The organism is Leifsonia psychrotolerans (assembly GCF_013410665.1).
Classification (GTDB): Bacteria; Actinomycetota; Actinomycetes; order Actinomycetales; family Microbacteriaceae; genus Cryobacterium; species Cryobacterium psychrotolerans_A.
In genome coordinates this window covers 869,136-894,490 of the sequence record NZ_JACCFM010000001.1, presented here as the reverse complement: position 1 = coordinate 894,490, position 25,355 = coordinate 869,136, and the positions used below count along the sequence as shown (strand labels likewise).

Annotated in this window: 19 protein-coding genes and 4 tRNA genes; 13 read left to right on the top strand and 10 right to left on the bottom strand. The window is 63.6% G+C overall.

From position 1 onward, the window contains the following. Positions 1–76: 76 nt before the first annotated feature. The 3 genes from HNR05_RS04065 to HNR05_RS04055 all read right to left on the bottom strand — a co-directional run bounded on the left by HNR05_RS04065 (position 77) and on the right by HNR05_RS04055 (position 381). A tRNA-Val gene (locus HNR05_RS04065) sits at positions 77–148 on the bottom strand. Positions 149–177: 29 nt separating this feature from the next. Then, positions 178–248 (bottom strand) — tRNA-Cys (locus tag HNR05_RS04060). Between the two features lie 61 nt (positions 249–309). Then, positions 310–381 (bottom strand) — tRNA-Gly (locus tag HNR05_RS04055). Positions 382–740: 359 nt separating this feature from the next. On the opposite strand from HNR05_RS04055, the gene HNR05_RS04050 reads away from it, so the two are divergent. From HNR05_RS04050 to HNR05_RS04040, 3 genes are all read left to right on the top strand, one after another. Then, positions 741–813, top strand: a tRNA-Val gene (locus HNR05_RS04050). A 363-nt stretch (positions 814–1,176) separates the two neighbouring features. Further along, positions 1,177–2,472: an MFS transporter gene (locus HNR05_RS04045; protein ID WP_179577855.1), complete on the top strand. Its 1,296-nt coding sequence runs from the start codon at positions 1,177–1,179 to the stop codon at positions 2,470–2,472. Positions 2,473–2,484: 12 nt separating this feature from the next. Then, the gene (locus HNR05_RS04040) at positions 2,485–4,260 is read left to right on the top strand and encodes a sulfatase-like hydrolase/transferase (RefSeq protein WP_179577854.1); all 1,776 of its coding nucleotides are present in this window, start codon (positions 2,485–2,487) and stop codon (positions 4,258–4,260) included. A gap of 22 nt (positions 4,261–4,282) precedes the next feature. On the opposite strand, the gene HNR05_RS04035 is transcribed toward HNR05_RS04040, so the two are convergent. From HNR05_RS04035 to zapE, 3 genes are all read right to left on the bottom strand, one after another. Continuing rightward, positions 4,283–4,813 carry a type II toxin-antitoxin system PemK/MazF family toxin gene (locus HNR05_RS04035; RefSeq protein WP_343062453.1) on the bottom strand — a complete coding sequence of 177 codons (531 nt, stop codon included), beginning with the start codon at positions 4,811–4,813 and terminating at the stop codon, positions 4,283–4,285. A 567-nt stretch (positions 4,814–5,380) separates the two neighbouring features. Then, positions 5,381–6,604 (bottom strand): ammonium transporter, encoded by a 1,224-nt coding sequence (locus HNR05_RS04030; RefSeq protein WP_179577853.1) that lies wholly within the window; start codon positions 6,602–6,604, stop codon positions 5,381–5,383. Positions 6,605–6,725: 121 nt separating this feature from the next. After that, a complete protein-coding gene (zapE, locus tag HNR05_RS04025) occupies positions 6,726–7,793 on the bottom strand; it encodes a cell division protein ZapE (protein WP_179577852.1) in 1,068 nt (355 codons plus the stop codon). Positions 7,794–7,957: 164 nt separating this feature from the next. Here zapE and HNR05_RS04020 point away from each other — a divergent pair, with 164 nt between their 5' ends. Both HNR05_RS04020 and HNR05_RS04015 read left to right on the top strand, forming a co-directional pair. After that, positions 7,958–8,860, top strand: a complete 903-nt coding sequence (locus tag HNR05_RS04020) for a sulfurtransferase (RefSeq protein WP_179577851.1) — start codon at positions 7,958–7,960, stop codon at positions 8,858–8,860. Between the two features lie 40 nt (positions 8,861–8,900). Further along, positions 8,901–9,344 (top strand): SufE family protein, encoded by a 444-nt coding sequence (locus tag HNR05_RS04015; RefSeq protein WP_179577850.1) that lies wholly within the window; start codon positions 8,901–8,903, stop codon positions 9,342–9,344. Positions 9,345–9,359: 15 nt separating this feature from the next. Here HNR05_RS04015 and HNR05_RS04010 read toward each other — a convergent pair whose 3' ends face one another. Continuing rightward, positions 9,360–10,508 (bottom strand): alpha/beta fold hydrolase, encoded by a 1,149-nt coding sequence (locus HNR05_RS04010; protein WP_179577849.1) that lies wholly within the window; start codon positions 10,506–10,508, stop codon positions 9,360–9,362. Between the two features lie 112 nt (positions 10,509–10,620). Between HNR05_RS04010 and HNR05_RS04005 the strand changes: the two genes are divergently transcribed. The 4 genes from HNR05_RS04005 (at position 10,621) to HNR05_RS03990 (ending at position 15,851) form a co-directional block, all read left to right on the top strand. Then, positions 10,621–11,217, top strand: a complete 597-nt coding sequence (locus HNR05_RS04005; protein ID WP_179577848.1) for a DUF3000 family protein — start codon at positions 10,621–10,623, stop codon at positions 11,215–11,217. After that, complete coding sequence (locus tag HNR05_RS04000; protein WP_179577847.1) at positions 11,210–12,433, top strand: ribonuclease D; 1,224 nt, start codon at positions 11,210–11,212, stop codon at positions 12,431–12,433. Before HNR05_RS04005 ends, HNR05_RS04000 begins: the two co-directional genes overlap by 8 nt. A gap of 76 nt (positions 12,434–12,509) precedes the next feature. Further along, positions 12,510–13,709: an acetyl-CoA C-acyltransferase gene (locus HNR05_RS03995; RefSeq protein WP_179577846.1), complete on the top strand. Its 1,200-nt coding sequence runs from the start codon at positions 12,510–12,512 to the stop codon at positions 13,707–13,709. Between the two features lie 3 nt (positions 13,710–13,712). Continuing rightward, positions 13,713–15,851: a 3-hydroxyacyl-CoA dehydrogenase NAD-binding domain-containing protein gene (locus HNR05_RS03990; RefSeq protein WP_179577845.1), complete on the top strand. Its 2,139-nt coding sequence runs from the start codon at positions 13,713–13,715 to the stop codon at positions 15,849–15,851. Between the two features lie 261 nt (positions 15,852–16,112). On the opposite strand, the gene dxs is transcribed toward HNR05_RS03990, so the two are convergent. Then, complete coding sequence (dxs, locus tag HNR05_RS03985) at positions 16,113–18,059, bottom strand: 1-deoxy-D-xylulose-5-phosphate synthase (RefSeq protein ID WP_179577844.1); 1,947 nt, start codon at positions 18,057–18,059, stop codon at positions 16,113–16,115. Positions 18,060–18,213: 154 nt separating this feature from the next. Here dxs and HNR05_RS03980 point away from each other — a divergent pair, with 154 nt between their 5' ends. From HNR05_RS03980 to HNR05_RS03970, 3 genes are all read left to right on the top strand, one after another. Then, entirely contained in the window at positions 18,214–19,707 is a 1,494-nt protein-coding gene (locus HNR05_RS03980) for a carboxylesterase/lipase family protein (protein WP_218868806.1), read from the top strand. 262 nt (positions 19,708–19,969) lie between these two features. Further along, positions 19,970–20,635, top strand: coding sequence for a DedA family protein (locus tag HNR05_RS03975; RefSeq protein WP_179577843.1), 666 nt, complete (start codon positions 19,970–19,972; stop codon positions 20,633–20,635). A 111-nt stretch (positions 20,636–20,746) separates the two neighbouring features. Continuing rightward, positions 20,747–21,070, top strand: a complete 324-nt coding sequence (locus HNR05_RS03970; RefSeq protein WP_179577842.1) for a hypothetical protein — start codon at positions 20,747–20,749, stop codon at positions 21,068–21,070. A gap of 31 nt (positions 21,071–21,101) precedes the next feature. Here HNR05_RS03970 and HNR05_RS17885 read toward each other — a convergent pair whose 3' ends face one another. After that, on the bottom strand, positions 21,102–21,770 hold the full coding sequence (locus HNR05_RS17885) for a thermonuclease family protein (RefSeq protein ID WP_179577841.1): 669 nt from the start codon (positions 21,768–21,770) through the stop codon (positions 21,102–21,104). Positions 21,771–21,961: 191 nt separating this feature from the next. On the opposite strand from HNR05_RS17885, the gene HNR05_RS03960 reads away from it, so the two are divergent. Beyond that, entirely contained in the window at positions 21,962–22,516 is a 555-nt protein-coding gene (locus HNR05_RS03960) for a GNAT family N-acetyltransferase (protein ID WP_179580547.1), read from the top strand. Here HNR05_RS03960 and acnA read toward each other — a convergent pair. Next, a complete protein-coding gene (gene acnA / locus HNR05_RS03955) occupies positions 22,465–25,293 on the bottom strand; it encodes an aconitate hydratase AcnA (protein ID WP_343062450.1) in 2,829 nt (942 codons plus the stop codon). The genes HNR05_RS03960 and acnA overlap by 52 nt on opposite strands. Positions 25,294–25,355 lie beyond the last annotated feature (62 nt).

Sequence of the window (25,355 nt, the reverse complement as noted above, 5' to 3'; positions counted from 1 at the left end):
GTAAACGAGCGATCTGGCGCAGAACAGAACACGATTGTTAACGTAAAAAACCCCCGTTTTACCGGGGGTTTTACTGTGGGCGATACTGGGATCGAACCAGTGACCTCTTCCGTGTCAGGGAAGCGCGCTACCGCTGCGCCAATCGCCCAGATTCAAAGAATCGCTTCTCGGAATGTGAGGTGGATACGGGATTCGAACCCGTGTATACGGCTTTGCAGGCCGCTGCCTCGCCTCTCGGCCAATCCACCATATTGGGTTCTACACCAAATGAAGAGAACCGCCCCTCTCGGGGCGATTCTGTTCCATTCGAGCGGATGACGAGATTCGAACTCGCGACCCTCACCTTGGCAAGGTGATGCGCTACCACTGCGCCACATCCGCACTTCGCTCGCAGTTGCTCACTGCTTGCGTTGAAAACTCTAACCGATGCCGGGTGCAAGTTCCAAAACCATGAATATGCGGGCGTGTCGCGCGGTTCTCCTCCACGCACGCTTCGGCATCATTCCCGGCGAGCGACTGAAATCAGCGTCGGCCCCGTCTGGGAACGCAGCCCCGCCGACGAGGGGCCGCCTCGCCCGAAGCCATGAGCGCCGGAATCAGCGAGGGCCCCGAGCGTGGACTGGCCGGAAACCTCGCGCCTCCCCCGTGCCGCACCACGCGCGGGAGCGCCCCGATGTGCATTGAGGCCGCCGCGTGGGCTAGTATCGTGAATCGCGGTTGAAGAAGCTTTCGCCGCCTGAGGGCGATTGGCGCAGTTGGTAGCGCGCTTCGTTCACACCGAAGAGGTCATCGGTTCGAGTCCGGTATCGCCCACAACAAAACCCCCGGTTTCCGGGGGTTTTTTTGTTTCCCGCCCCCTCGTGGCACACAGATCCTCCGCCCACGACCGCATGAGCGCAACGACAGATCGCCTGGGATTCTCAGTTCCAGAGCGGATCGCACTGCGATGCACGATCCCGACAAGCAGAATCCGCAGGAATGGGACGAGGGGCAACGGGGTGCGCGAGCGAACGTCAGACACAGGCCTCACTTCTGTGTGGGTGGGCTGCCAAGGGCGGCACCTCACTGTACCGAGGGACGCAGCCGCCCCACCGGCTCACCGCCCAGTTCCCCCGCTGTGGGCTGATCTGTCGTTGGACCTTGACCCCTGCGGGCAAGCATCCCCATACTTCAACAATGGCCACGCCAGATCAGACACAGAAGTCTGCAGTCCCGATCACGACCGATTTCGGCGCGCCCGCAGCGAGCGGCGCTCCCCCGGCCGGCTCAGCCATCCCTCTGGTCAGCCGTGCCTGGCTCTGGAACTTCGCCCTGATCTGGTTTGGATTCTGGCTGCTTGTCATGTTGCCCGGCCAGTTCATGGTGGCCAAGATCAGCGCCCACGTCGCACCCGCCGACAAGGTGGCGGTGGCCTCGTTTCTCATCGCGGAGATGGCCGTCGTCATCCTCGTGACCGTGCCGATCATCGGCGTGCTCTGTGACCGCACGCGCAGCAGGTTCGGCCGTCGGCGCATCTGGGCGGTCGGCGGCTTTCTCACCGCTGCGATTCCGTTCGCGCTCGTGGGAGTGCAGGCAAGCTGGCCGGCCATCGCAGCTCTCATCGCCGTCGTGGCCGTGGGCCAGTCTGCGATTCTGGTATCGCTCTCCGCAATGATCGCCGACCAGGTGCCGCGCGCCCAACGTGGTCGTGCGTCGGCAGCGATGGGAGTCCCCCAGGTCTTCGCACTTGCCATCGGCATGGTTCTCGTGACGATGCTGGTCACGTCGATCCCCGGCAGCTGGGCCCTGATCGCCGGACTCGCACTCCTGTCGGCCGTCCCCTTTCTGCTCTTCTTCGCGGAGCCCCACGATGCAAGTCCCGCGCCTCAGGCGTTCGTGAAAGGCATTCGTCACGCGATGACCTGGCCGAACGCCCGCTCTCACCCCGGCTACTACTGGGCAATGACCTCTCGCGTCCTCATCAATGCCGGAAACCTGGTCGGGACCACCTATCTGCTCTTCTTTCTCGCCGATATTGTCAAGGTGGACGACCCCGACACCTCCCTGCTGGTGCTGATCCTGATTTACCTGGTGGCCTGCGGAGTGACGTCCTACCTGTGCGGCATCCTGTCGGATCGATGGGGGCGTCGCCGCATTTTCGTGGCGCTGGCCGCCCTCTTGCAGGCGGCAGCGGCGCTTCTGCTGGCCATGGCGCCGAGCTGGGAAGCGTCAATGGTTGCAGCGGTGCTGCTCGGCCTCGGTTTCGGGGCCTTCCTCTCGGTCGACCAGGCTCTGATCACCGATCTTCTGCCCGACCCGGCCACCCACGCCCGCGACCTCGGTATCATCAACTCGGCTCAGCACATCCCGATCGCTCCGTTGGTCGGCTGGCTCGTGCTCAGCCTCGCCGGGTATCGCTCTCTGTACGCCGTGGCCGCCGTCATTATTGTGCTCGGGGGCCTCGCGGTCTACCGAATCAAGTCCGTTCGATAACCGGGAGTCTGCGTGAAAGCCATCGTTGTCATGTTCGATACGTTGAATCGGCGCTTTTTGCCGCCCTACGGATCGAACTGGGTGCAGGCACCCAACTTCGATCGACTGGCCCGCACGAGTGCCACCTTCGACAACTGCTACGGCGGGAGCATGCCCTGCATGCCGGCCCGTCGCGAGATGCACACCGGGCGGTACAACTTTCTGCACCGAGGCTGGGGCCAGCTCGAACCGTTCGACGACTCGGCACCCGAGATGCTCAAACAGAGTGGCGTCTATACCCATTTGGTGACCGACCATCAGCACTATTGGCTGGATGGCGGCGCCACCTATCACCCGCGATTCAATAGTTTCGAGTTCTTCCGCGGGCAGGAGGGCGATGAATGGAAGGGCCACGTCGCCGACCCTGTCGTCCCCGACGCACTGCCCGCGGCGACCAACCTCGATCTGCGCCGTCAGGATTGGATCAATCGGGAGTATCTCAGTGATGAGGCCGATCATCCGCAGACCCAGACCTTCGATGCAGGGTTGCACTTCATCCGCACCAACCATGCCGAAGACAGGTGGTTCGTGCAGATCGAAACGTTCGACCCGCATGAGCCCTTCTTCAGCTACCAGGAGTTCAAGGCGCTCTATCCGGAGGACCAGTACGACGGGCCGGTATTCGACTGGCCAGACTACAAAAAGACGACCGAGACAGCTGAGCAGGTGGACCATCTTCGGTATGAGTACGCCGCGCTGCTCTCGATGTGCGACCGGTCTCTCGGTCGGGTGCTCGACGCCATGGACGAGCATCAGCTCTGGGACGACACCATGCTGATCGTGTGCACGGATCACGGCCTTCTCCTCGGCGAACACGAATGGCTCGGCAAAAATGCGCCCCCGTTCTACGACGAGACGATCCACACCCCGCTGTTCATCTGGGACCCGCGCAGCCGGGTCGCCGACGAGCGTCGAGCCGCCCTCGTGCAGACCATCGACCTGGGGCCGACGCTACTGGACTTCTTCGGCGTCGAGCCCACATCGGACATGCACGGCGTGCCCCTGCGGTACACGGTCGCCGATGACACCCCGGTGCGCGAAGCCGCCCTGTTCGGAATTCATGGCGGGCACGTCAATGTGACGGATGGGCGCTACGTCTACATGCGCGCCTGTGCGGCCGCCGGCAATGAGCCGCTGGTCGAGTACACACTGATGCCCACAAACATGCGCGGTCGGTTCACCCCGGAGACGATGCGTGAGGCCACCTTGGTGGAGCCGTTCGACTTCACCAAGGGAATGCCCGTGCTGAGGCTGCCGAGTTTCGCCTACACCGACCCGATTGCGTTCGGCACGCTCCTGTTCGATCTTCAGACCGACCCCGATCAGGAGCATCCACTCGACGATGCCGAGATCGAACTGCGCATGATTGGCCTGCTTGTCGACCTCATGAGAGAAAACGATGCTCCGGCTGAGCAGTACGAGCGACTCGGACTCCCCCAATCGGGTGCTGTCGGGGCCGAACATTTGCTCATCACGGCGCAGTGGGCGCAGGTGCAGTCGTCCCGAGAAAAGCCGCTGTCGGCCGACGAGTTTCCCCATGGGCGGGTTGACGTACACACACCGCTGCGCGCGCTTCTGGCCGATGAAGCGGCCCTCCAGGTGTTACGCACTCATCTCGGCCCGCTGGCCGACAGCCCGCTGCCCGAGGAGGCTTTGGGCATGTCGTTGTTCGAGATCACAGCGGTCGCCTACGGCATCATCACACCCGACGCGCTTCGCCGCATATCCGCTGACCTCGCCGACGTCTGAGAGCCACCAGGGCCACGGTGCCTTACAGCCAGCCGTAACGACGACGTAATGCCTCGGCAACCCGCTCAAAGCGCACGGAATCAAGCGAAGCCGCTTCCCGGCGCACGCCCCCCGGATGCACCCGGAAGACCCGATCGATATTGACCCAACTCTGCCGTCCCTCTCGGTCCCATGAACCCGGTCCGAGCTCGACGAAATCGCCCTGGCCCGTGTGGTCCTTGCTGGTGAGTTGAACAGCCAGCAAGGTGCCGTTCTTTGCCTCGGCGACGATGACCACCGGGCGATCCTTGCCGCGGCCATCACGCTCCTCGAAGGGAACCCAGGTCCAGACGATCTCCCCGGGATCCGGTGAGCCATCTCGGTTCGGTTCGTAGCCGAGCCTCACACGACCGAGCCGACGCGGGTCAACCTCGCTCGTCGCATCCGCCCCGAACTGACCGAGCGAAATCGGTGCGGTTCCCTGTGGCGCCCGCGGCGGTGCCTGAACGGGGACCTTCCGCGCAGGGCGCAGAAACGACAGCAAGGCTGTGAGAAAACGCGGGGTGCCAGACACACCCGAACCTTATCCCAGAGCAGCGCGGCGTACGTCGCTGTGCGAAACACGGCGAGACTGAATCGATGTTCAGCTCAGATCCCTGCGCACGGACCGCGACCGTGAAAAGGATCCCGCTTTCACCCCTAATATCTGTGCGAGGCCGCCCCGCGACAGTCAGCTTCTGCTCTCCGGTGAATCCGGGCTTCACCGCCCAATGTAGAGCACGTGCGTCGACAATCGCCTGCCGGTCCGGATCACCAGTGAACACGACACGAGTCATTCCAGGCCACATGAACCCACCATCGCAGCTCATCGCACTCGCCGTGGCATGTTGCGATTTCTCACCGATGTACTCCGCAGGCACCAGTTCGGCTCAGCCGCCTCGAGTTCACGCTCCGCATCGGCTGGATGCCGCGCCGTCTGCTCCAAGACTGACGTCGCGGCAGCCATTCCCGCACCGTCGTCGGACGTTGTCGCCGTAGACAATCCGCCACCTGCGCGGAGCCGATAACGAAGGCTGATGAGTGTCGAAGCACTCGTGGACTCTGTGTGAATGCCCCGGAGAGAGTCTCTGTGATAAATCGATTACGACTCCGTCGTCAGAGCGTATGCCTCTTCTCCATGCACGGAGGTGTCGATGCCGGCAACCTCGTCGGCGTTCTTGACCCGGAAGCCGATGGTCTTCTCAATCGCAAAGCCGAGAGCGAAGGCCACGGCGAAGGAGTAGATCAGCACCGAGAATGCGGCAATCGTCTGCACCATCAACTGGCCGAGGCCTCCCCCGGTGAAGAGTCCGGTGTCCATCGCGAAAAGGCCGAGGTACAGCGTGCCGATCACTCCCCCGACGAGGTGGATGCCGACGACGTCAAGTGAGTCGTCGAAGCCGAGCCTGAACTTGAGTTCGACGGCCATCGCGCAGACGGTGCCGGCTGCGACGCCTAACAACAGCGCCCAGCCGGGCTCCAGATTCGCACACGCCGGCGTGATGGCGACAAGGCCCGCGACGGCACCGGATGCTGCGCCCACCGACGTGGCTTTGCCATCCTTGATCTTCTCCACGATCAGCCAGCCGAGCACCGCTGCGGCAGTAGCCCCGAGCGTGTTCACGACGATGAGGCCGACGTTGGCGAGGCCGTTCAGCCATTCGGCACCGGCGTTAAAACCGAACCAGCCGAACCAGAGTAGGGCCGCTCCCATCAGCACGAGGGGCACGTTGTGCGGCTTGGCTATTCCCTTCTGGAAGCCGACCCGCTTGCCGAGCACGAGGGCCAAGGCCAGGGCCGCGGCACCTGCGTTGATGTGTACGGCAGTCCCCCCGGCATAGTCGATGACGTTCGGCAGCCCGAGGGTCGTGCCGAGACTCATGATCCAGCCGCCGCCCCAGACCCAGGCTGCGACGGGAAAGTAGACCAGCGTGGCCCAGACGCCCGCGAAGACCATCCAGGAGCCGAATTTGGCCCGGTCCGCAATGGCGCCTGAGATGAGCGCCACGGTGATAATGGCAAAGGTGGCCCCAAAGGCTGCTCCGACGAGGTCGGTGTTGGCCGTCTCCCCCTGGGCGAGTGCCCCGAGACCGAACTGCGTGAAGGGGTTCCCAGCGAAGCGCTCGGGGGCCTCGACGGTGCTCATGCTGAACCCATAGAGGATCCAAAGCACTCCGATCAACCCGAGGGCACCGAAGCTCATCATCATCATGCTGACGACGCTTGTGGCCTTCACCAGCCCTCCATAGAAGAACGCGACCCCCGGTGTCATCAACAACACCAATGCGGTGGCCGTGATCCCCCATGCGATGCTTCCCGAATCCATAGCTTCTCCTCACGTCTCGACTGTGCACTTAGTTTCGGGTGCAGAGGTTTCAGGTGAAGCGCGGGAGTGTTTCGCGCGGGTTACGAGCGTACCCGGGGCGTGAACAGCGTGTTTCGGGGCCCTAGTCGCCGTGCGGCGGCAGCTCACCGGTCGTCAACGCGATCATGCGCGAGAGTGAACGGAGGTACTTCTTGCGATAGCCGCCGCCGAGCATGTCCTCGGCGAATACCTCGTGCAGCGGCAGGCCACTGGCGATGATGGGAATCTCGGCGTCGTAGACGCGGTCGATGAAGGCCACCAGCCGCAAGGCATCCGTCTGATCGGTCAGCAGGAACACGTTCGACAGCGCGATGACGTCGACATCACTGATGATTTTGATGTACTTCGACGGATGCACGGTGCTCAAATGTGTGATCAAGCTGCCGAAGTCATCGATGGTGACGTGAGAGCCTCGCGCGTCGAGGGTCGCGACCATGGTGTCGAGTTGTGCAGTTTCGACCGCAACCGCCTGGCCCGAGGTGTCACGCCGACGGTAGTCGAGGCCGTCGATGCGCAGGGTCTCGAAGTTCGATGACATCGCCTGGATCTCGCGCAGAAAGTCAACGGCCGCGAAACGGCCCTCACCGAGCGAGTTCGGCGGGGTGTTCGAGGTGGCGGCGACGCGGGTGCCGGTGGCGATGAGTTCACCCAGAAGGCGCGTCATCATCATGGTGTCTCCTGGATCGTCGAGCTCGAACTCGTCGATGCAAATGAGCTTGGCCCCGCTGAGCTGCCGCACCGTGTCGGCATAGCCGAGGGCACCGACCAAAGCGGTGTATTCGATGAACGTGCCGAAGTATTTTGTTCCCGGCGCTGCATGCCACAGCGCCGCGAGCAGATGGGTCTTGCCGACGCCGAACCCACCGTCGAGGTAGATTCCCGGCAGTTCGGTCTTCGGCTTGCGATTGCGCGAGAAGAAACCGCCCGGGCGTTGCTGCGCCCGCCACACGCCGGCGAATTCGCGCAACCGCTCAACGGCGCCCGCCTGCGACGGGTAATCGCCGTCTGGTCGATACGACTCGAACGAGGCCCTCTCGAACTGGGGCGGCGGAACCAGCTCTGCCACAATCTCGGCGCCCGTGATCGATGGCGAGCGGTCAGCCAAATGCTGAACCGGCCGGTTGGCGTGAAGTTCCGCGGCTGCGGTCATGGTGTCGTACCCGTGTTTCTCAATCGAAAATCTGCGTCGAAGCGTGACAGCGCGGATGCACGCAGCGCCCGCACCGCGTAGATTCGTACTGTCGGCCGGCTCAAGCCTAATCCGCACCCACACCAAACTTTTGCGCCGAGTCGGCGCGCTCCAGGAGGTTCGTCATGTCCGCCCCATTCGATCCGGCCCCAAAACTCTCCTCCTACGCCCACCCCGAGCGTCTCGTCACGACCGAGTGGTTGGCCCACAACCTGCACACTCCCGGTCTCGTCGTCGTTGAGTCCGACGAAGATGTGCTGCTGTATGAGACCGGCCACATTCCCGGTTCGGTGAAGATCGACTGGCACACAGAGCTCAACGACCCCGTCGAACGAGACTTCATTCAGGGTGAACGCTTCGCCGAGATGCTCAGCGCAAAGGGAATCGCGCGCGACAGCACAGTCGTCATCTACGGCGACAAGAGCAACTGGTGGGCGGCTTACGCCCTGTGGGTGTTCACGCTCTTCGGTCACGAGGATGTGCGCCTGCTCGATGGTGGCCGTGAGAAGTGGATCGCCGAGGGCCGCGAACTCACCACGGACAAGACTGTCGTCAGCCACGCTGACTACCCCGTCGTTGAGCGCAACGATGCCCCCATCCGTGCCTATAAAGACGATGTACTCGCTCATTTCGGCCAGCCGCTGATCGACGTGCGCTCGCCCGAGGAATACAACGGATCCCGCACCACGATGCCCGCCTACCCCGAAGAAGGCGCACTGCGCGCCGGTCATATTCCTTCGGCGGCATCCGTGCCGTGGGCGCGTGCGGCGGCGGAGGATTCGACGTTCAAGCCGCGCACGGAACTCGATGCCATCTACCGCGGCGAAGCTGGACTCAACGACGGCGACACGGTGATCGCCTACTGCCGAATCGGCGAGCGATCGAGTCACACCTGGTTCGTGCTCACCCACCTGCTCGGCTTCGAGAACGTACGCAACTACGACGGCTCCTGGACCGAATGGGGCAGCGCGGTGCGGGTCCCGATCGTCACGGGCACCGCTCCCGGCGACGCCCCCGTTCCGCGTTAGCGATCGGCTGGCTCCGGCCGCTCATGGGAGAATAGACGAGATGACTGACGTGACCCTTCCCTCACAGCTGGCCGAGATTCGTGACGATTTTCTCGAACTCGAACAATCGGACCGCCTGCAGCTTCTCCTCGAATTCGCAAACGAGCTGCCGGCGCTTCCCGCGCGCTACGAAGACCATCCCGACCTGTTCGAACGCGTCGTGGAATGCCAGACCCCCGTCTTCATCTTCGTCGAGATCGACGACGAGAACGCCGTGCACCTGTACGCCACGGCGCCGCGCGAGTCACCGACCACGCGTGGCTTCGCCTCGATTCTCGCTCAGGGTCTCGACGGGCTGAGTGTCGATGAGGTGCTCGCTGTGCCCGACGACTACCCGCTCACGATCGGACTCACCCAGGCCGTCTCGCCCTTGCGCATCCGTGGCATGACGGCAATGCTCGGCCGCACGAAGCGCCAACTGCGCGAGCGCATCGCCGCCGCCTGACTCAGAAGGCTCGCATCAGCGCGCGGTGAGGTCGTCCAACCAGCTGCGGATCGCTCCCGTCCATTTCTCCGAATCGTGGTTCCACAGTTTGGTGTGCCGCGCCGTCGCAAACGGCACGAAGGTGATCAGATCTGGCCGTCGAGCAGCCAACGCTCGCGATGCGGTCGAGGGAACGTAACCGTCGTCGTCGCTGTGCAGGAGCAGCACCGGAACGCGTAGGTCGGCGGCTCGAGCTACGAGATCCAGCCGGTGAAAGTCGATCGGGGCGCTCTGGCCGGTCAGAGCACGCCCCCACCGGTGCCCCATCACCTGTATCGCCCCGCGGGCCACGGATGCCGGCAGTCTGAGCAGCGTTCCTTGGAACGCGACGACTTCGGCCCAGTTGATCACCGGCGAGTCCAGAACAATCCCGACCACATGACTGCGGTGACGCGCCCGCAGTGCGGTCTGCAGCACGATGGCGCCGCCCATCGACCAGCCCATCAACACCACACGTTTCGCGCCGTGCGCGAGAGCGAAATCCAACGCAGCGTCGATGTCTTGCCATTCGGTGTCACCGAGCCCATAGCGCCGGTCGGTGCTGAATGGAGCATCACCGTCATTTCGATACGAGACGAGCAGACTCGTGTAACCCGCGTCGCGGAATACGCTGACCGCGCGCAACGCTTCTTGCCGTCGAACCGCGCGGCCATGCACATGGATCGCCCAGTCGCCGGATTCGGCGTCGGCCTCACGGGCGGGCGGGATCTGCCAGGCTGGCGCCTGTCCACCCTCAGTGCGAATCAGCACGTTCGTGAACGGCACCGGCAGCGACCAAGGGCCGAGGTAGACCCAGCCGCTCCAACGCCCCATGCGCGCAGTGCCGAGGTTTCCGAAGTCGACCCGCTCGACTCTCCGCGTCACACTGTGGGGATCTGAAGCGAGGATCTCACCGAGGCGAGCGTGGCCGGCGTCACCCGAGAACCAGAAACCGTAGTGGCCGGGCACCATCGAATCGGGGGTGGCCTGCAGGGTGAGAGTGCCGGCCTGCAGATCGGCGGCAATCACACGGACGTCGTCGCTGTTCTGGCGAGGCGGAGTCACCACGGTGCGCGCCATCACCGAAATCAACACGCCTAGAGCAGTTGCACCGGCCAGAGCAAGCGCACCGGTGCCAACGGCCACAGCCCCGAGAATTCGCGCCGACTTACTTCTACATCGCATGCTCGCCATACCTACCTCCGCACGGTCGGCGTGCCTCAGCGACAGCGCCCGAAAAAAACTCTAGTCTGCTCACGTGCCCCAACCAGAGGACGATACAAAGCTCCCCCCGGAGTTTGCCGCGGTGATCGAGACGATCCGCACTGCTCACCCCCGACCGGAACTCCTCATCAACGAGATTCCGGCCCCCCGCAACCTCGCCCCGTACGCGTTTGCCCTGGCGGCAGATATCTCCCCCCGCCGGCACGGCAGCGACTCTGACCTGGGCACCGGCCGTTTCGTGCTCCTCTACGATCCCGACGAGCCCGAAGAATGGGATGGGGCGTTTCGGGTCGTCTGTTTCGCGCAGGCCCCCCTCGAAACCGATATCGGCTTGGATCCGTTCCTCGCCGACGTCGCGTGGGCTTGGCTGGTCGATGCGCTCGATGCGCACGGCGCGCAGTACACCGCGGAGTCGGGAACCGCCACCAAGGTTTTGTCCTCAGGCTTTGGGGAACTCGCCCAGCACGGCGACGGCGCCCAGATCGAGCTGCGCGCCTCGTGGACGCCGATCGACGGCGATATCGCCGCTCATGTCGCCGGATGGGGCGACCTACTCTGTATGCTCGCCGGGCTTCCCCCAGCGGGCGAGGCCATCAACATCCGTTCCGCACGACGAGCCACCCATGGCTGAATCAGAAACCGAGAACCCCGTGACCGGACACCCTGTCATTGACACCCGCGAAGAATATAACGCTGCGGTCGCGCTGATTGCGGCCGGCAGCGGACCCATCGGCATCGATGCAGAACGTGCCTCGGGGTTTACCTACTCGCAACGCGCGTACCTCATTCAGATCTACCGGCGAGATGCTGGCACGTTCTTGTTCGACCCGCCGGCACTCGGTGATTTCAGCGAACTCAACGCGGCATTGACCGATGTCGAGTGGATTCTGCATGCCGCCAGTCAAGATCTAGCGTGCCTGCGTGAAGTAGGCCTTCATCCCGCGCGCATCTTCGATACCGAGTTGGCCGCACGCCTGCTCGGCTTTCCTCGCGTCGGACTCGGCACGGTCGTCGAGGAACTTCTCGGCATCCACCTGGCCAAAGAGCATTCCGCGGCGAATTGGTCAAACCGCCCGCTTCCCGAATCGTGGCTCGTCTACGCCGCCCTCGATGTGGAGCTGCTGCCCGATCTGTTCGACATCATGGTCGAGATGCTCCACGAGTCGGGGAAAACCGAGTTTGCGGCCCAAGAGTTCCAGGCGGCCCTCGATAAACCTGCGAAGCCGACACGCTCTGACCCGTGGCGCAAGCTCTCGGGCGTACATGCGATTCGCGGACAGCACAATTTGGCGGTGGCCCGCGAGCTGTGGCTGGCTCGCGACGAACTCGCCCAGACACTCGACGTGGCCCCGGGGCGGCTCGTTCCGGACTCATCACTCGTTGCGGCTGCGCGCGTCTCCCCGACCAGCCGTCAGGCACTGGCCGCGTTGCGCGAGTTCAGCGGCCGCGCCACACGCACCGAACTCGACCGCTGGTGGGCCGCAGTGCAGACCGGATTGACCACAACCGACCTTCCCGACACCCGGGTCGCTGGCGACACGTTGCCGCCGCCCCGCGCCTGGGCCGAGCGCAACCCCGAAGCCGATCAGCGGTACAAGGCGGCACGCGCCGCCATCACGGCTCTCTCTGAAGAGCGCTCGATCCCGGTTGAGAACCTGCTCACCCCCGACTATCTGCGCCGGGTGTGCTGGGCACCCCCCGCCGATGCGACGGGGGAATCGGTCGGTCGCGCCTTGGCCGCGCTGGGTGCTCGGCCGTGGCAGATTGGGGCAACTGCACAGCTGATTGCCGATGCCTTTGTCGATGCGCTCCAAACGATCGACACCCCAGTCGACCCCGCTTCGTAGAAAGAAGCAAACGATTCGGCCCAGATTTTGTGGGCATCCTAGGGTTGAGCCAGATTGACCGATTAGTGGAGGCATTGTGGCCGAGAAAGCAGAAGTCGTCTTCGTCGACGGGGTTCGCACCCCGTTTGGACGCGCTGGCGAGAAGGGCATGTATTGGAATACCCGGGCCGATGACCTTGCGGTCAAGGCGATCATCGGGCTCCTGGAACGCAACCCCTCCGTCCCCGGGGACCGCATCGATGATGTCGCAATCGCTGCCACAACACAGACCGGTGATCAAGGTCTGACGCTCGGCCGCACCGCGGCGCTGCTGGCCGGACTGCCGAAGTCGGTCCCCGGCTTCGCCATCGACAGAATGTGCGCGGGCGCGATGACCGCGGTGACCACCATGGGCTCCGCCATCGGCTTCGGCGCCTACGATCTGGCGATCGCCGGTGGCGTCGAGCACATGGGTCACCATCCGATGGGTTTCAATGCCGACCCGAACCCGCGTTTTCTTTCTGAACGACTTGTCAGCGCCGACGCGCTGAACATGGGAAACACGGCCGAACGCATCCACGATCGTTTCCCCGAATACACGAAGGAACGTTCCGACCGCTTCGCACTGCGGAGCCAGCAGAAGGTGGCCGCCGCCTACGCGGCCGGCAAGATTCAGCCTGACCTCGTACCCATTGCCATCCGCACTGAATCCGGCTGGGGCTTGGCGACGCGCGATGAGGCACCCCGACCCGACACCACGCTCGAGGGCCTCGCCGGGTTGAAGACTCCGTTCCGTCCGCACGGTCGGGTCACGGCTGGCAATGCCTCCGGTTTGAACGACGGTGCGACGGCCTGTCTACTGGCCAGTGGTGACGCCGCACGCGAGCTCGGTCTGCGCGTGAAGATGCGAATGGTGAGTTTCGCGTTCGCCGGAGTCGAGCCCGAGGTCATGGGGCTGGGACCGGTGCCGTCGACCGAGAAGGCACTGCGCAAAGCCGGTCTGTCGATCGCCGACATCGGCCTGTTCGAGCTCAACGAGGCCTTCGCGGTGCAGGTGATTTCATTCCTTGACCACTTCGGTATCGACGACGACGACCCCCGAGTCAACGAATTCGGCGGCGCGATCGCAATCGGCCACCCTCTCGCCTCCTCCGGCGTCCGGTTGATGAACCAGCTCGCCGCCCAGTTCGCCGAGCATCCCGAGGTGCGTTACGGCGTCACCGCGATGTGCGTCGGGCTCGGCCAGGGCGGCACCGTGATTTGGGAAAACCCGCACTTCAACCGGAAGGCAGCGTAAGCGATGACCGACTACACCACCATCGATTTCACCCCTCTGCTCGAACTGTCGGCAGACGAGGTCGTCACTCACTCCTTCGTGCGCGATGTTCCGCTCTCAAATGGGCGTACCCTCGCCCTCGTCACGCTCGACAACGGACGCGACCACACCCGGCCAAATACGCTCGGACCGGCCACACTCCTCGAATTCTCTGCAGTGATGGATGCGTTGAAGGAACGCGCCGCCCGCGGCGAGATTCACGGTGTCGCCGTCACCGGCAAGCCGTTCATTCTCGCCGCCGGCGCCGACCTGAGCAAAGTCGCCGAAATTCCGTCCTTCGCCGTCGGTAAACTGCTCGGCCAGCTCGGCCACCATGCTCTGGGCAAGCAGGCAGAACTCGGCGTGCCGTCGTTTGTCTTCATCAACGGGCTCGCCCTCGGCGGCGGTCTCGAGATCGGACTGAACGCCGACTATCGCACCGTCGATGAGTCTGTTGCGGCAATCGCGCTCCCCGAGGTCTTCCTCGGACTGATCCCGGGCTGGGGCGGCGCCTACCTGCTGCCGAACCTGATCGGTATCGAGAACGCTTTGAAGGTTATTATCGAGAACCCGCTCAAGAACAACCGAACCCTCAAGGGCAAAGACGCTCTCGCACTCGGAATAGCAGACCAGATGTTCCCGGCATCGACGTTCCTCGAAAAATCGATCGCCTGGGCCGACGGCGTGATCGCCGGCACGACGAAGGTGGAACGCCCGAACGCCCCCGGCAAGGTCGAAAAGATGGTCAAGTGGGACATCGCCATCGGTGTCGCCCGAAAGATGCTCGAGAGTCGCATCGGTTCCGTAGCCGCCTCGCCCTTTGTCGCCCTCGACCTGCTCAAGGCCGCGAAGAGCGGTACGAAGGCTGAGGCGTTCGAGCGTGAAGACGAGGCCCTCGCCACGCTTGTCACGGGCGACCAACTGCAGGCCAGCATCTACGCCTTCAACCTGGTGCAGAAGCGAGCCAAGCGTCCGGCAGGTGCCCCCGACAAGTCCCTGGCGAAGCGCATTGACAAGGTCGGCGTTATCGGCGCGGGCCTGATGGCCAGCCAGTTCGCGCTGCTCTTCGTACGCCGCCTGCAGGTGCCCGTGGTCATCACGGATCTGGACCAGGCCCGGGTCGATCGGGGTGTCGCGTACATTCACGACGAGATCGTGGCCCTCCACGGCAAGGGGCGCATCTCACAGGACGAGGCAAACCGCCTGCAGGCACTTGTCACCGGAACAACGGACAAGGCTGATTTTGCGGACTGCGATTGGGTGATCGAAGCCGTCTTTGAAGAACTCAGTGTGAAGCAGGATGTGTTCGCTGAGACCGAGAAGCACCTCTCCCCCGAGGCAATTCTCGCCACGAACACCTCATCGCTCTCGGTCGCGCAGATCGGCGCGAAGCTCGAACATCCCGAACGCCTCGTCGGCTTCCACTTTTTCAACCCCGTCGCAGTGATGCCGCTGATCGAAGTCGTGAACGCGCCCGCGACCAACGAGCAAACGCTTTCGACGGCCATGGTCATCGCCGGCAAGCTGCGCAAGAACGCCGTGATCACACGCGACACCCCGGGCTTCGTGGTCAACCGCCTGCTGGCGAAGCTTCTCGGAGAGGCGATGCATGCCGTCGACACCGGCACTCCGTTCGAGGTCGTCAACAGCGCGCTCGACCCGTTCGGGCTGCCGATGAGTGCGTTCGAACTGCTCGAACTTGTGGGTCTCACGGTCGGTGCTCATGTACTCGACACGCACCATGCGGCGTTCCCCGACCGCTTCTATGACAGCGAGAATCTGCACACACTCGCCGAGCACGGTAAAATCTTCGACCGTGACGCGAAGGGAAAGATCAAGGGCTTCGATAAGGGCGCTGTCAAGATTGTCGCCGGTGGCACCACCCCGATGACGAGCACCGAGATCCTGAAGCGGGTCGAAGACGGTTTGGCCGATGAAATCAAGCGGATGCTGGACGACGAGGTCGTGCACGCGGCAGAGGACATCGATCTGTGCATGATTCTCGGTGCCGGCTGGCCGTTCCAGATGGGAGGGGCAACGCCGTACCTTGACCGCGTGGGCGCAAGCGAACGTGTCTTCGGCGGATCGTTCCATGACCCGCACATTCGCGGGGTCGGCCGGTAACGCACCCTTCGACCGGCCCGGCCACTCATGTGGTCGGGCCGGTTCCCGCTGTGCAGGAGCGGGTTGTGAACCCGGTTACCCGTTGAGGGGCGCCATGTCGGCGTAGCGTTCACCGGCGGGTGGCTTGATCGCGTTCAGGGGTGCGAGGTGGGCGGGGCCTTCGATGATACGACTCGAGATGCGGCACAGGTCAAGCGGACGGGGCCCACCTCCGAGAAACCTCAGAGCCGGTATCGGCGTCGTCCCTCTCGGAAGAAGCGTCTAGGGTCGAGGCACCATCGGGAGCGCCCCGGTGGAGTCATCGGTCGCAACCGCGCGAGCGCGGGGGAGTTTGCTGCCCTGCACCATGTCGACGACATCACGCGTGATCTGCACCGCGGTGAGTCCGACACGTTCGAGAATCTCGGCCCGAGTGCCGTGGTCAAGGAATTCGTCGGGCAAACCCAGTTCTGTTACCGCGGTGTCGACGCCGGCACCACGCAGATCCTGACGGATGCGTGTGCCGATACCACCGACCCGGATACCGTCTTCGATACTCACGACCAGACGGTACTCGGCGGCCAGGCCCATGATGCTCTTCGGCACCGGCACGACCCACCGAGGGTCAACGACCGTGGCTCCGATGCCTTCCGTCGCCAGTCGTGCCGCGATCTCGAGGCCCATCGCCGCCATCGGGCCAACAGTGATGATGAGCACGTCTTTCTGGGTGCTTTCCCGCAGCACGTCAACCCCGTCGTCCAGACGACGTATCTGGTCATATTCCACGCCAACACTGCCCTTGGGGAAGCGCAATACGGTGGGACCATCGTCGACGGCGACGGCCTCAGCGAGTTCTTCACGCAGCCGCGTCGAATCGCGTGGTGCGGCCAGGCGAATGCCAGGCACGACCTGCAAGATCGCCAAGTCCCACATGCCGTGGTGGCTCGGTCCGTCGGGGCCCGTGACCCCGGCCCGGTCGAGAACAAAAGTGACGCCTGCTTTGTGCAGCGCGACATCCATCAAAACCTGGTCGAAGGCTCGGTTTATGAACGTGGCATACAGCGCCACGACCGGGTGCAGTCCGCCGAAGGCAAGCCCGGCAGCGGATGTCACGGCATGCTGTTCGGCAATTCCCACGTCGTGTACGCGCTCAGGAAAACGCTCGGCCATCTTGTGGAGGCCTGTGGGTCGCAGCATGGCAGCGGTGATACCCACGATTCGCTCGTCGGCCGCGGCCAGGAGCACGAGCTCGTCGGCGAACACCGAGGTCCAACTCGCTGCCCCGGCCCTCTCGACCGGTTCGCCGGTCTCTGGATCGATCTGCCCGACGGCGTGGAACTGATCGGCGGTGTCGTTCAGCGCGGGTTCGTAGCCTTTGCCTTTCTGGGTAATGGTGTGCACGATCACCGGGGCACCGTAGCCCTTCGCCTGGGTCAGCGCTTCCAAGAGTGCTTCGATATCGTGGCCGTCGACCGGTCCAATGTATTTGATGTCGAGGTTCGAGTAGAGCGCTTCGTTGTTCGAGAAGCGGCTGAGGAAGCCGTGCAGTCCGCCGCGCACACCACGGTAGACCGCTCGTCCCGGAGCACCCAAGTGGTCAAAGGCCTCTCGGCTCGACAGGTAGAGGTTACGGTAGCTGCGGCGTGTGCGCACGGTATTCAGAAAGCGGGCCATGCCGCCGATCGTTGGCGCATAGGAACGTCCGTTGTCATTCACGACGATGATCAAGCTACGGTCGTTGTCGTCGCTGATGTTGTTCAGCGCTTCCCAGGTCATGCCGCCCGTCAGGGCACCATCCCCGACGACGGCGATGACGTGCCGGTCGGTCTGACCCGTCATTGTGAAGGCACGGGAAATTCCGTCTGCCCAGGAGAGCGAACTCGACGCATGCGAACTCTCGACGATGTCATGTACAGACTCCGAGCGCTGCGGGTAGCCGGCCAGGCCGCCACTCTGGCGCATCCCGCTGAAGTCCTGTCGCCCCGTGAGCAGCTTGTGCACGTAGGACTGATGCCCCGTGTCGAAAACGATCGCATCCTTCGGCGAATCGAACACCCGATGGATCGCCACAGTGGTCTCGACGACACCGAGGTTCGGCCCGAGGTGTCCGCCCGTCTTGGCGATCTCGGTGACCAGGAACTGGCGGATCTCAGCGGAAAGCTGAATCAGCTGTTCCTTCGAGAGGGCGTCGAGGTCGCGAGGACCGGTGATCGACTCAAGAAGGGTCATGTACTGCCTTTCGTGAACCGGCGAGCCGGTCGAATCTGTTCCATCGATTCTACGCTGCCGATCTGCGCTCGTTCGCTGCGCTCGTTCGCTGCGCTCGGCCGTTCGATTGATGTCCGGCATGATGGAAACGTTACCCAACTCCGAAGGGGCACCGATGACACAGCCTGAACCTGCCAACACGGCCACGATGCCCCACGTCAGAGTTGAAGAGGGAGTTCTTCGCGGGTCTCGATCGGGCGGCGTCGACCGCTACCTCGGCGTTCCCTACGCGGCGGCTCCTGTGGGGGACGATCGGTTCTCTCTCCCCCAGCGTGTGGCACCTAGAAACGACGTGCGTGACTGCAGCGCATTCGGGCCAACATCGCCTCAGCTTCCCTACAGCGGTGGCATGGAGAACTTTCTCTCGACGGTCACGATTCCGGGTGACGAGATACTCAACCTGGCCGTGTGGGCGCCCGCCGCTTCCTCCGCTCCCTCAGCGGAGCGAGGCACCGGGCATCCGGTCATCGTCTGGATTCATGGCGGCTCACTCACGCGCGGCTCAAATGCGATCGAGGCGTACGACGGAACCGCATTCGCCCGTGATGGAATCGTGTTCGTTTCGGTAAACTACCGTCTCGGCGCTGAAGGGTTCTCGGTGCTCACCGGTGCCGATCTCAACCTGGGCCTCGCCGATCAGGTGGCAGCCCTGCGCTGGGTGCGTCGCAATGCCTCCAGCTTTGGCGGTGATCCGAGCAATGTGACGGTGATGGGCGAATCGGCCGGCGCTCTCTGCATCGCAGCGCTTCTCGCGCTTCCGGATGCCGCGTCGCTGTTTGACCGAGCCATCATGCAGAGCGGAATGCCCGATGCCCGCCCGCGTTCGCAGACCCGACGGATCAGCGCGCTGATGGCCAAGCGTCTCGGTATCCCTGATTCGCGTGAGGCCTTTTCCTCGAGGAGTGGAGAGCGTATCTTGGCCGCTCAGCAGCAGGTCACAGCCGGCACGAATCCGATCACCGGCGGACCGGCGTTTGCACTCACCGTGGGCGATGAATTCGTTCCGGTCGACCCTGCCGGGGCGCTGCAGAGCGGTGCAGGATCAACGATTCCGCTGCTGATCGGCACCAACAGCGAGGAGTACCGGCTCTGGTTCATGCCTACTGGTGTGATCCATAGAATCGGCTGGCTCCACATCGCTGTCGCCATGTTCAGATTCAGAATTTCGACACGCACAGTCCGGCTGTACCGTCGCAACCGCCCCGGCGCCACGGTCGGCGAGCGGTTTGGAGCGTTGGCCACTGACCTTCTGCTGCGAGTTCCGGTGAATAAGCTTGCCGATGCCCGGTTCGCCCGGCCTGGCCAAGCCACGACCCACGTCTATGAATTCGCCTGGCGCTCGCCGGTGGGCGATCTCGGAGCGTGCCACGCTCTCGAGATCGGCTTCGTCTTCGACACACTCGACAGTACGGATGGCGCGGCCATGGCCGGCCCCACTGCCCCACGGCCGCTCGCCGACGCCATGCATGCGGCCTGGGTGCGCTTTGCGCGCACCGGTGATCCCGGCTGGCCGGCCTGGAACCCCTACCGGCCGGTGAAGACCTGGGATGGCGAGACGAACGGTGTCGTGCATTCGCCGCGCGAGGAAGAACGTTCGAGCTGGGACTAGCTCAGCGTGCGCAGTATGAATACCTGAAAGCGCTCCCGGAATCCAGGAACGCCCAGAAGCCCTGGCCGACGGCCGACGGCAACGTTTACCGACAACCAGCACGATCGAGCGGCAGACGTTCCCGAGGATCTCGGATACGCAGGCAGTCGCGCCGCTCGCAGGAATCTACCTTCTTGGAACTGTAGGGTCGAAGTCGACCGTGGGCATCTGATGTCCGCCGGAGTCGCCCGCACCTGGATCGGGCCGAAAGGAACACCTCCTCATGCAGCACACCCTTCTGGGCATCGATTTTCTCGATGCCAATTGGCTGATCCACTGGTTTGGACCGTTTTTGCTGGTGGGTGTCGCCGCGGTGATTTTCGCTGAGACCGGGTTCATCGTTCTCTCGTTCATGCCGGGTGACTCGTTGCTCTTCACCGTCGGGTTGCTCACCGCGACCGGGTTCGTGAATTTTCCGATCTGGGTGACCGCGGCTGTTGTTTTTGTGGCTGCATTTGCTGGCGACCAACTCGCCTATTACCTCGGCCGCACGGCCGGGCCGGCCATCTTCACGCGCGACGAGAGCAAATTTTTCAATCCGGCGAACGTGGAACGCACCAACGCCTTCTTCGACAAGCACGGCGGCAAGGCGATAATCCTCGCCCGCTTCCTGCCCGTTTTCCGGGCTTTCGTGCCCGTCGCCGCTGGGGTGGGGCGAATGCCGTACCGCACCTTCATTACGTTCAATCTGGTCGGCGCGTTCCTCTGGGGGGTTGGTCTCACCCTTGTGGGCTACTTCCTCGGTCAGATCGAGTTCGTCGCGAAGTACTCAGAGTTCTTCATCATCGGCATCATCCTGATCTCGGGCATCCCGATTTTGATTGAGCTGTCGAAGGCGGCACGCACGGCCGTTGCGGCGCGCCGCACCCGTGTGGCATCCGTCGACTAGGCACCATACACTGCTCTCCGAGTCGGATGTGCAGCCAAAGCTGGTGCCATCGACCGGGCTGGGGCTAGCGTGGTCGCACGAGCAGATGTGCGACGGAGCTGGGGGAAGACGATGAGCGAATCAGCAGAGCCGGATGCCGTTCCGTCGGCGGGCCCGCTGCCGGTTGCCGGATCTGCGCTTGCCGCTTTCGCCCTGGGAATCGGCGCGATTCTGGCTCTTCCGCTCTCAACGCCTCTGGCACCGATGTGGGCCGTTGGGGCGATTCTCGCGGGAATCGCATCGCGTCGGCGCCTGCGGAACGACCCGTCAGTGCGCGGGTCCCGCCTCTCTGTCGCCGGCTTTCTGCTGGGTATCGTCGCCGCGGTGATCAGCTTCGTGCCGTTCTGGTTGCCGCTTCTCTTCACTGCGCTCAACCCGGCCACCTACTTCGGATGAGGTGATCGGTCGCCGCCCAAACCCGCAAGAACTAGCAGGCGCCCCAGAGGCCCGCGCCACTCGCCCTGGCCGATTCTTCAGCCGCCGCGAGAACGTCGACGTAGGTCTCATTCGGTGGGATCGACAGCGTGACGGCCGAACCACCGGCGACGAGGTCGAAGTTCACGAAGCGGCCGGCGTCGTCCCAGAGATAGAACAGGCTGCGCCCGTAGGTGTCGAGCGGACCGGCATCGGCGGCTGCCCACACGCGGCTGCCTTCCGGCAGCAGAGTGCGCAGGTGCTCGGTTGCCTCAGCACCGAAACATTCGGCTGAATCGCCCACCTCCGGCGTGTCAAGACCGATCAGACGCACTTTCAGCCGGTCGGCGCGCGTTTCTGAGGCCGCGAGCGACTCCGGGTACAGAAACAGCGTGTCCCCGTCGTGCACATAGTCGACGATCATCGGCGCCGCCCCCTCCGGGCGAGACGGCGCCTGAGGCACCTCACCAGGGCCAACCGCCGCGGCGTTGCCGACCACAGCGGTGCCGCCCGACGCGTTCGCGTCAGCCCCGGACTCTGCTGCCGAGCTGAGCACCCCGCGCAGCCAGTCCGGCCCCGCTGCGAGAACCGCCCCAATCTGCGGCTGGAACACAAAGCACGCGGCGGCTACCACCACAACGGTCACCAGCAGCCGAATCAACGTGCCGTTCGTAATTCTCACGCTGTCGAGACTAGGGCACGTCAGGCGAAGCGCGGGGAAGCGGCGCATAGAATCGACCGGTGATTATTCGCCGCTACTCCCCCACGGATGCCCACGCCACGCTCGACGACTTCACCCGCGCCGTGCACGACGTCGCAATTAACGACTACACCTAAGCGCAGCTCGACGCCTGGGCACCCGCCGACCGCAACCTGACCGAGTGGGCTGCGAAACGGGAGCTGGCCAACACCGTCGTCGCAGAGCTGGACGGCCGCGTGATCGGCTTCACCGACATCGATGCTGGCGGATACATCGACATGATGATCGTCCTCCCTGACGCGACACGGCAGGGAGTGGCCAGCGCATTGCTCGGCTACGTGACGGCCAGCGCGCACGCAGCCGGAATCCGCGTGCTGACCAAACATTCCAGCCTCACGGCCCGCGCCTTCTTCGAAACGAACGGATCCGACGTGGTCGAGGTGCGGCATCCGTTAATCCGTGGGCTCATCTTAACGAACCTCGCGATGCGCAAATCTTTACCCACCTCACCCCGCGAGATCGGAGTTGTGGTCGTTATTGCGCATCGAAAACGACAACAACTCCGATCTCGCGGGAATGATGAGGGGAAGTTTTCGCAATTTCGATCTGGATACACGAAGAGAGGACGAATTCTTTCGAATCCGTCCCCTCTCACACGCGCGGTACGCGGTACCGACTATGCGACGAGCGAGCGCAGCACGTACTGCAGAATGCCACCGTTGCGGTAGTAGTCGGCTTCACCCGGGGTGTCGATGCGCACGACGGCGTCGAATTCGACAACGGCCTTGCCAGCCGGCGAGTTCTCGGTCGGGGTGGCGACAACACGAACCGTCTTCGGCGTGGTGCCGTTGTTCAGCTCTTCCAGACCCGTGATCGAGACCGACTCGGTGCCGTCGAGGCCCAGCGTCGCCCAGCTCTCACCGGCAGGGAACTGCAGCGGCACAACGCCCATTCCGATGAGGTTCGAGCGGTGAATCCGCTCGAAGCTCTCGGAAATCACTGCCTTGACGCCGAGCAGGCTCGTACCCTTGGCCGCCCAGTCACGCGACGAGCCGGAGCCGTATTCCTTGCCACCGAAGATGACCAACGGGGTTCCGGCAGCCTGGTAGTTCTGCGACGCGTCATAAATGAACGCCTGCGGGCCATTGGCCTGCGTGAAGTCACGGGTGTAACCGCCCTCCACATTGTCGAGAAGCTGGTTGCGCAGACGGATGTTGGCGAACGTGCCACGAATCATGATCTCGTGGTTACCACGACGCGAGCCGTAGGAGTTGAAGTCCTTGCGGTCGACGCCATGCTCAACGAGGTACTGGCCGGCGGGGCTGTCGGCCTTGATGTTTCCGGCGGGGCTGATGTGGTCGGTGGTGACCGAGTCGCCCAGCTTGGCCAGAACGCGAGCGCCCTGGATGTCACTGACCGGGGTGGTCTCCATCGTCATGCCATCGAAGTACGGAGGACGGCGCACGTAGGTCGACTTCTCGTCCCACTCGAAGATCGCCCCGGTGGGCGTCTCCAGGGAACGCCAACGCTCGTCACCGTCGAAAACACCGGCGTACTGGGTGGTGAACATGCCCTTGTTGATCGAGGTATCGATCGTGTCCTGCACCTCGGCGGCGTCGGGCCAGATGTCCTTCAGGAAGACGTCGTTACCCTCGGTGTCCTGCCCGAGAGCGTCAACCTCAAAGTCGAAGTTCATCGAACCGGCGATGGCGTAGGCGATGACAAGCGGCGGGCTGGCCAGGTAGTTCATCTTGACGTCGGGGTTGATGCGACCCTCGAAGTTACGGTTACCCGACAGCACGGCGGTCACCGCGAGGTCGGACTCGTTGACGGCAGCCGAGACCTCGTCAAGCAGCGGTCCCGAGTTGCCGATGCACGTGGTGCAGCCGTAGCCAACAGTGTAGAAGCCGAGCGCTTCGAGGTCGTCGGTGAGCCCAGCCTTGGCGTAGTAGTCGGTGACAACCTTCGAGCCGGGAGCCAGCGTGGTCTTGACCCACGGCTTGACTGTGAGGCCCTTCTTCACGGCGTTACGGGCCAGCAGACCGGCTGCGAGCATCACCGAGGGGTTCGAGGTGTTTGTGCACGAGGTGATTGCGGCAATGGCTACCGCACCGTGATCGAGCACGAAGTTCTCACCGGTCGACAATTCCACCGGAGTCGGCTTGGAGACCGAAGCGGGAGCGTGGCTGTGGTGAATGTGGTGGTGCTGGCTGTGCTCGCTCTCGGGGCTGTTTCCGGGCGGGTCCGAGGCCGGGAACGACTCGGCGGTCTCGAGATCGACCAGGTCGTGGTCGGCGTCGGCGTAGTTCAGCAGGTCCTTTTCGAACTGTGACTTCGACTCGGTGAGCACGATACGGTCCTGGGGACGCTTCGGGCCCGCGATCGAGGGAACGACGGTCGAGAGGTCGAGCTCGATGTACTCGCTGAAGACCGGCTCGGACTCGGGGTCGTGCCACAGCTTCTGCAGCTTGGCGTACGCCTCGACGAGGGCAATCTGCTCATCGGCGCGGCCGGTGAGGCGCAGGTAGTCCAGCGTGACGTCATCGATCGGGAACATGGCAGCGGTCGAGCCGAACTCGGGGCTCATGTTGCCGATGGTGGCACGGTTGGCCAGAGGAACGGATGCGACGCCCTCGCCGTAGAATTCGACGAACTTTCCGACGACGCCGTGCTTACGCAGCATCTCGGTGATCGTGAGTACGACATCCGTTGCGGTCACAGCTGTGGGGATCGAGCCGGTCAGCTTGAAGCCGACGACCTTGGGGATGAGCATGGAGACGGGCTGGCCGAGCATGGCAGCCTCGGCCTCGATTCCGCCCACGCCCCAACCGAGCACGCCCAGGCCGTTGACCATGGTCGTGTGCGAGTCGGTGCCGACACAGGAATCGGGGTAAGCCTGCAGCACGCCGTTGACGGTACGGGTCATCGTGACGCGAGCCAGGTACTCAATATTGACCTGGTGCACGATACCGGTTCCGGGCGGAACGACCTTGAAGTCTTCGAACGCGGTCTGGCCCCAACGCAGGAACTGGTACCGCTCACCGTTGCGCTCATACTCGATCTCGACGTTCCGCGCGAGGGCGTCCTCGGTGCCGAAGAGGTCGGCGATGACGGAGTGGTCGATGACCATCTCGGCCGGAGCAAGGGGGTTGATCTTGTTGGGATCGCCACCGAGAGCAGAGACGGCCTCACGCATGGTGGCGAGGTCGACGATGCAGGGCACGCCGGTGAAGTCCTGCATGATCACGCGAGCGGGCGTGAACTGGATCTCGGTGTCGGGTTCCGCGGTGGGAACCCAGGAGCCCAGGGCCTCGATCTGTGCCTTGGTGACGTTTGCGCCGTCTTCGGTGCGCAGAAGGTTCTCGAGCAGCACCTTGAGGCTGAACGGAAGCTTCTCGTAACCGGCTACCGCGTCGAGACGAAAGACTTCGTAGTCGTTCTCACCGACGCGCAGGGTGTCTTGTGCCCCAAAACTATTTACCACCGTTTTACCAAGCTCAGACACGATGCCCTCTCCTTCGACGAAGCCGACGGGAAGCCGCCGACCAAACCTAATCTTTGTGGCCC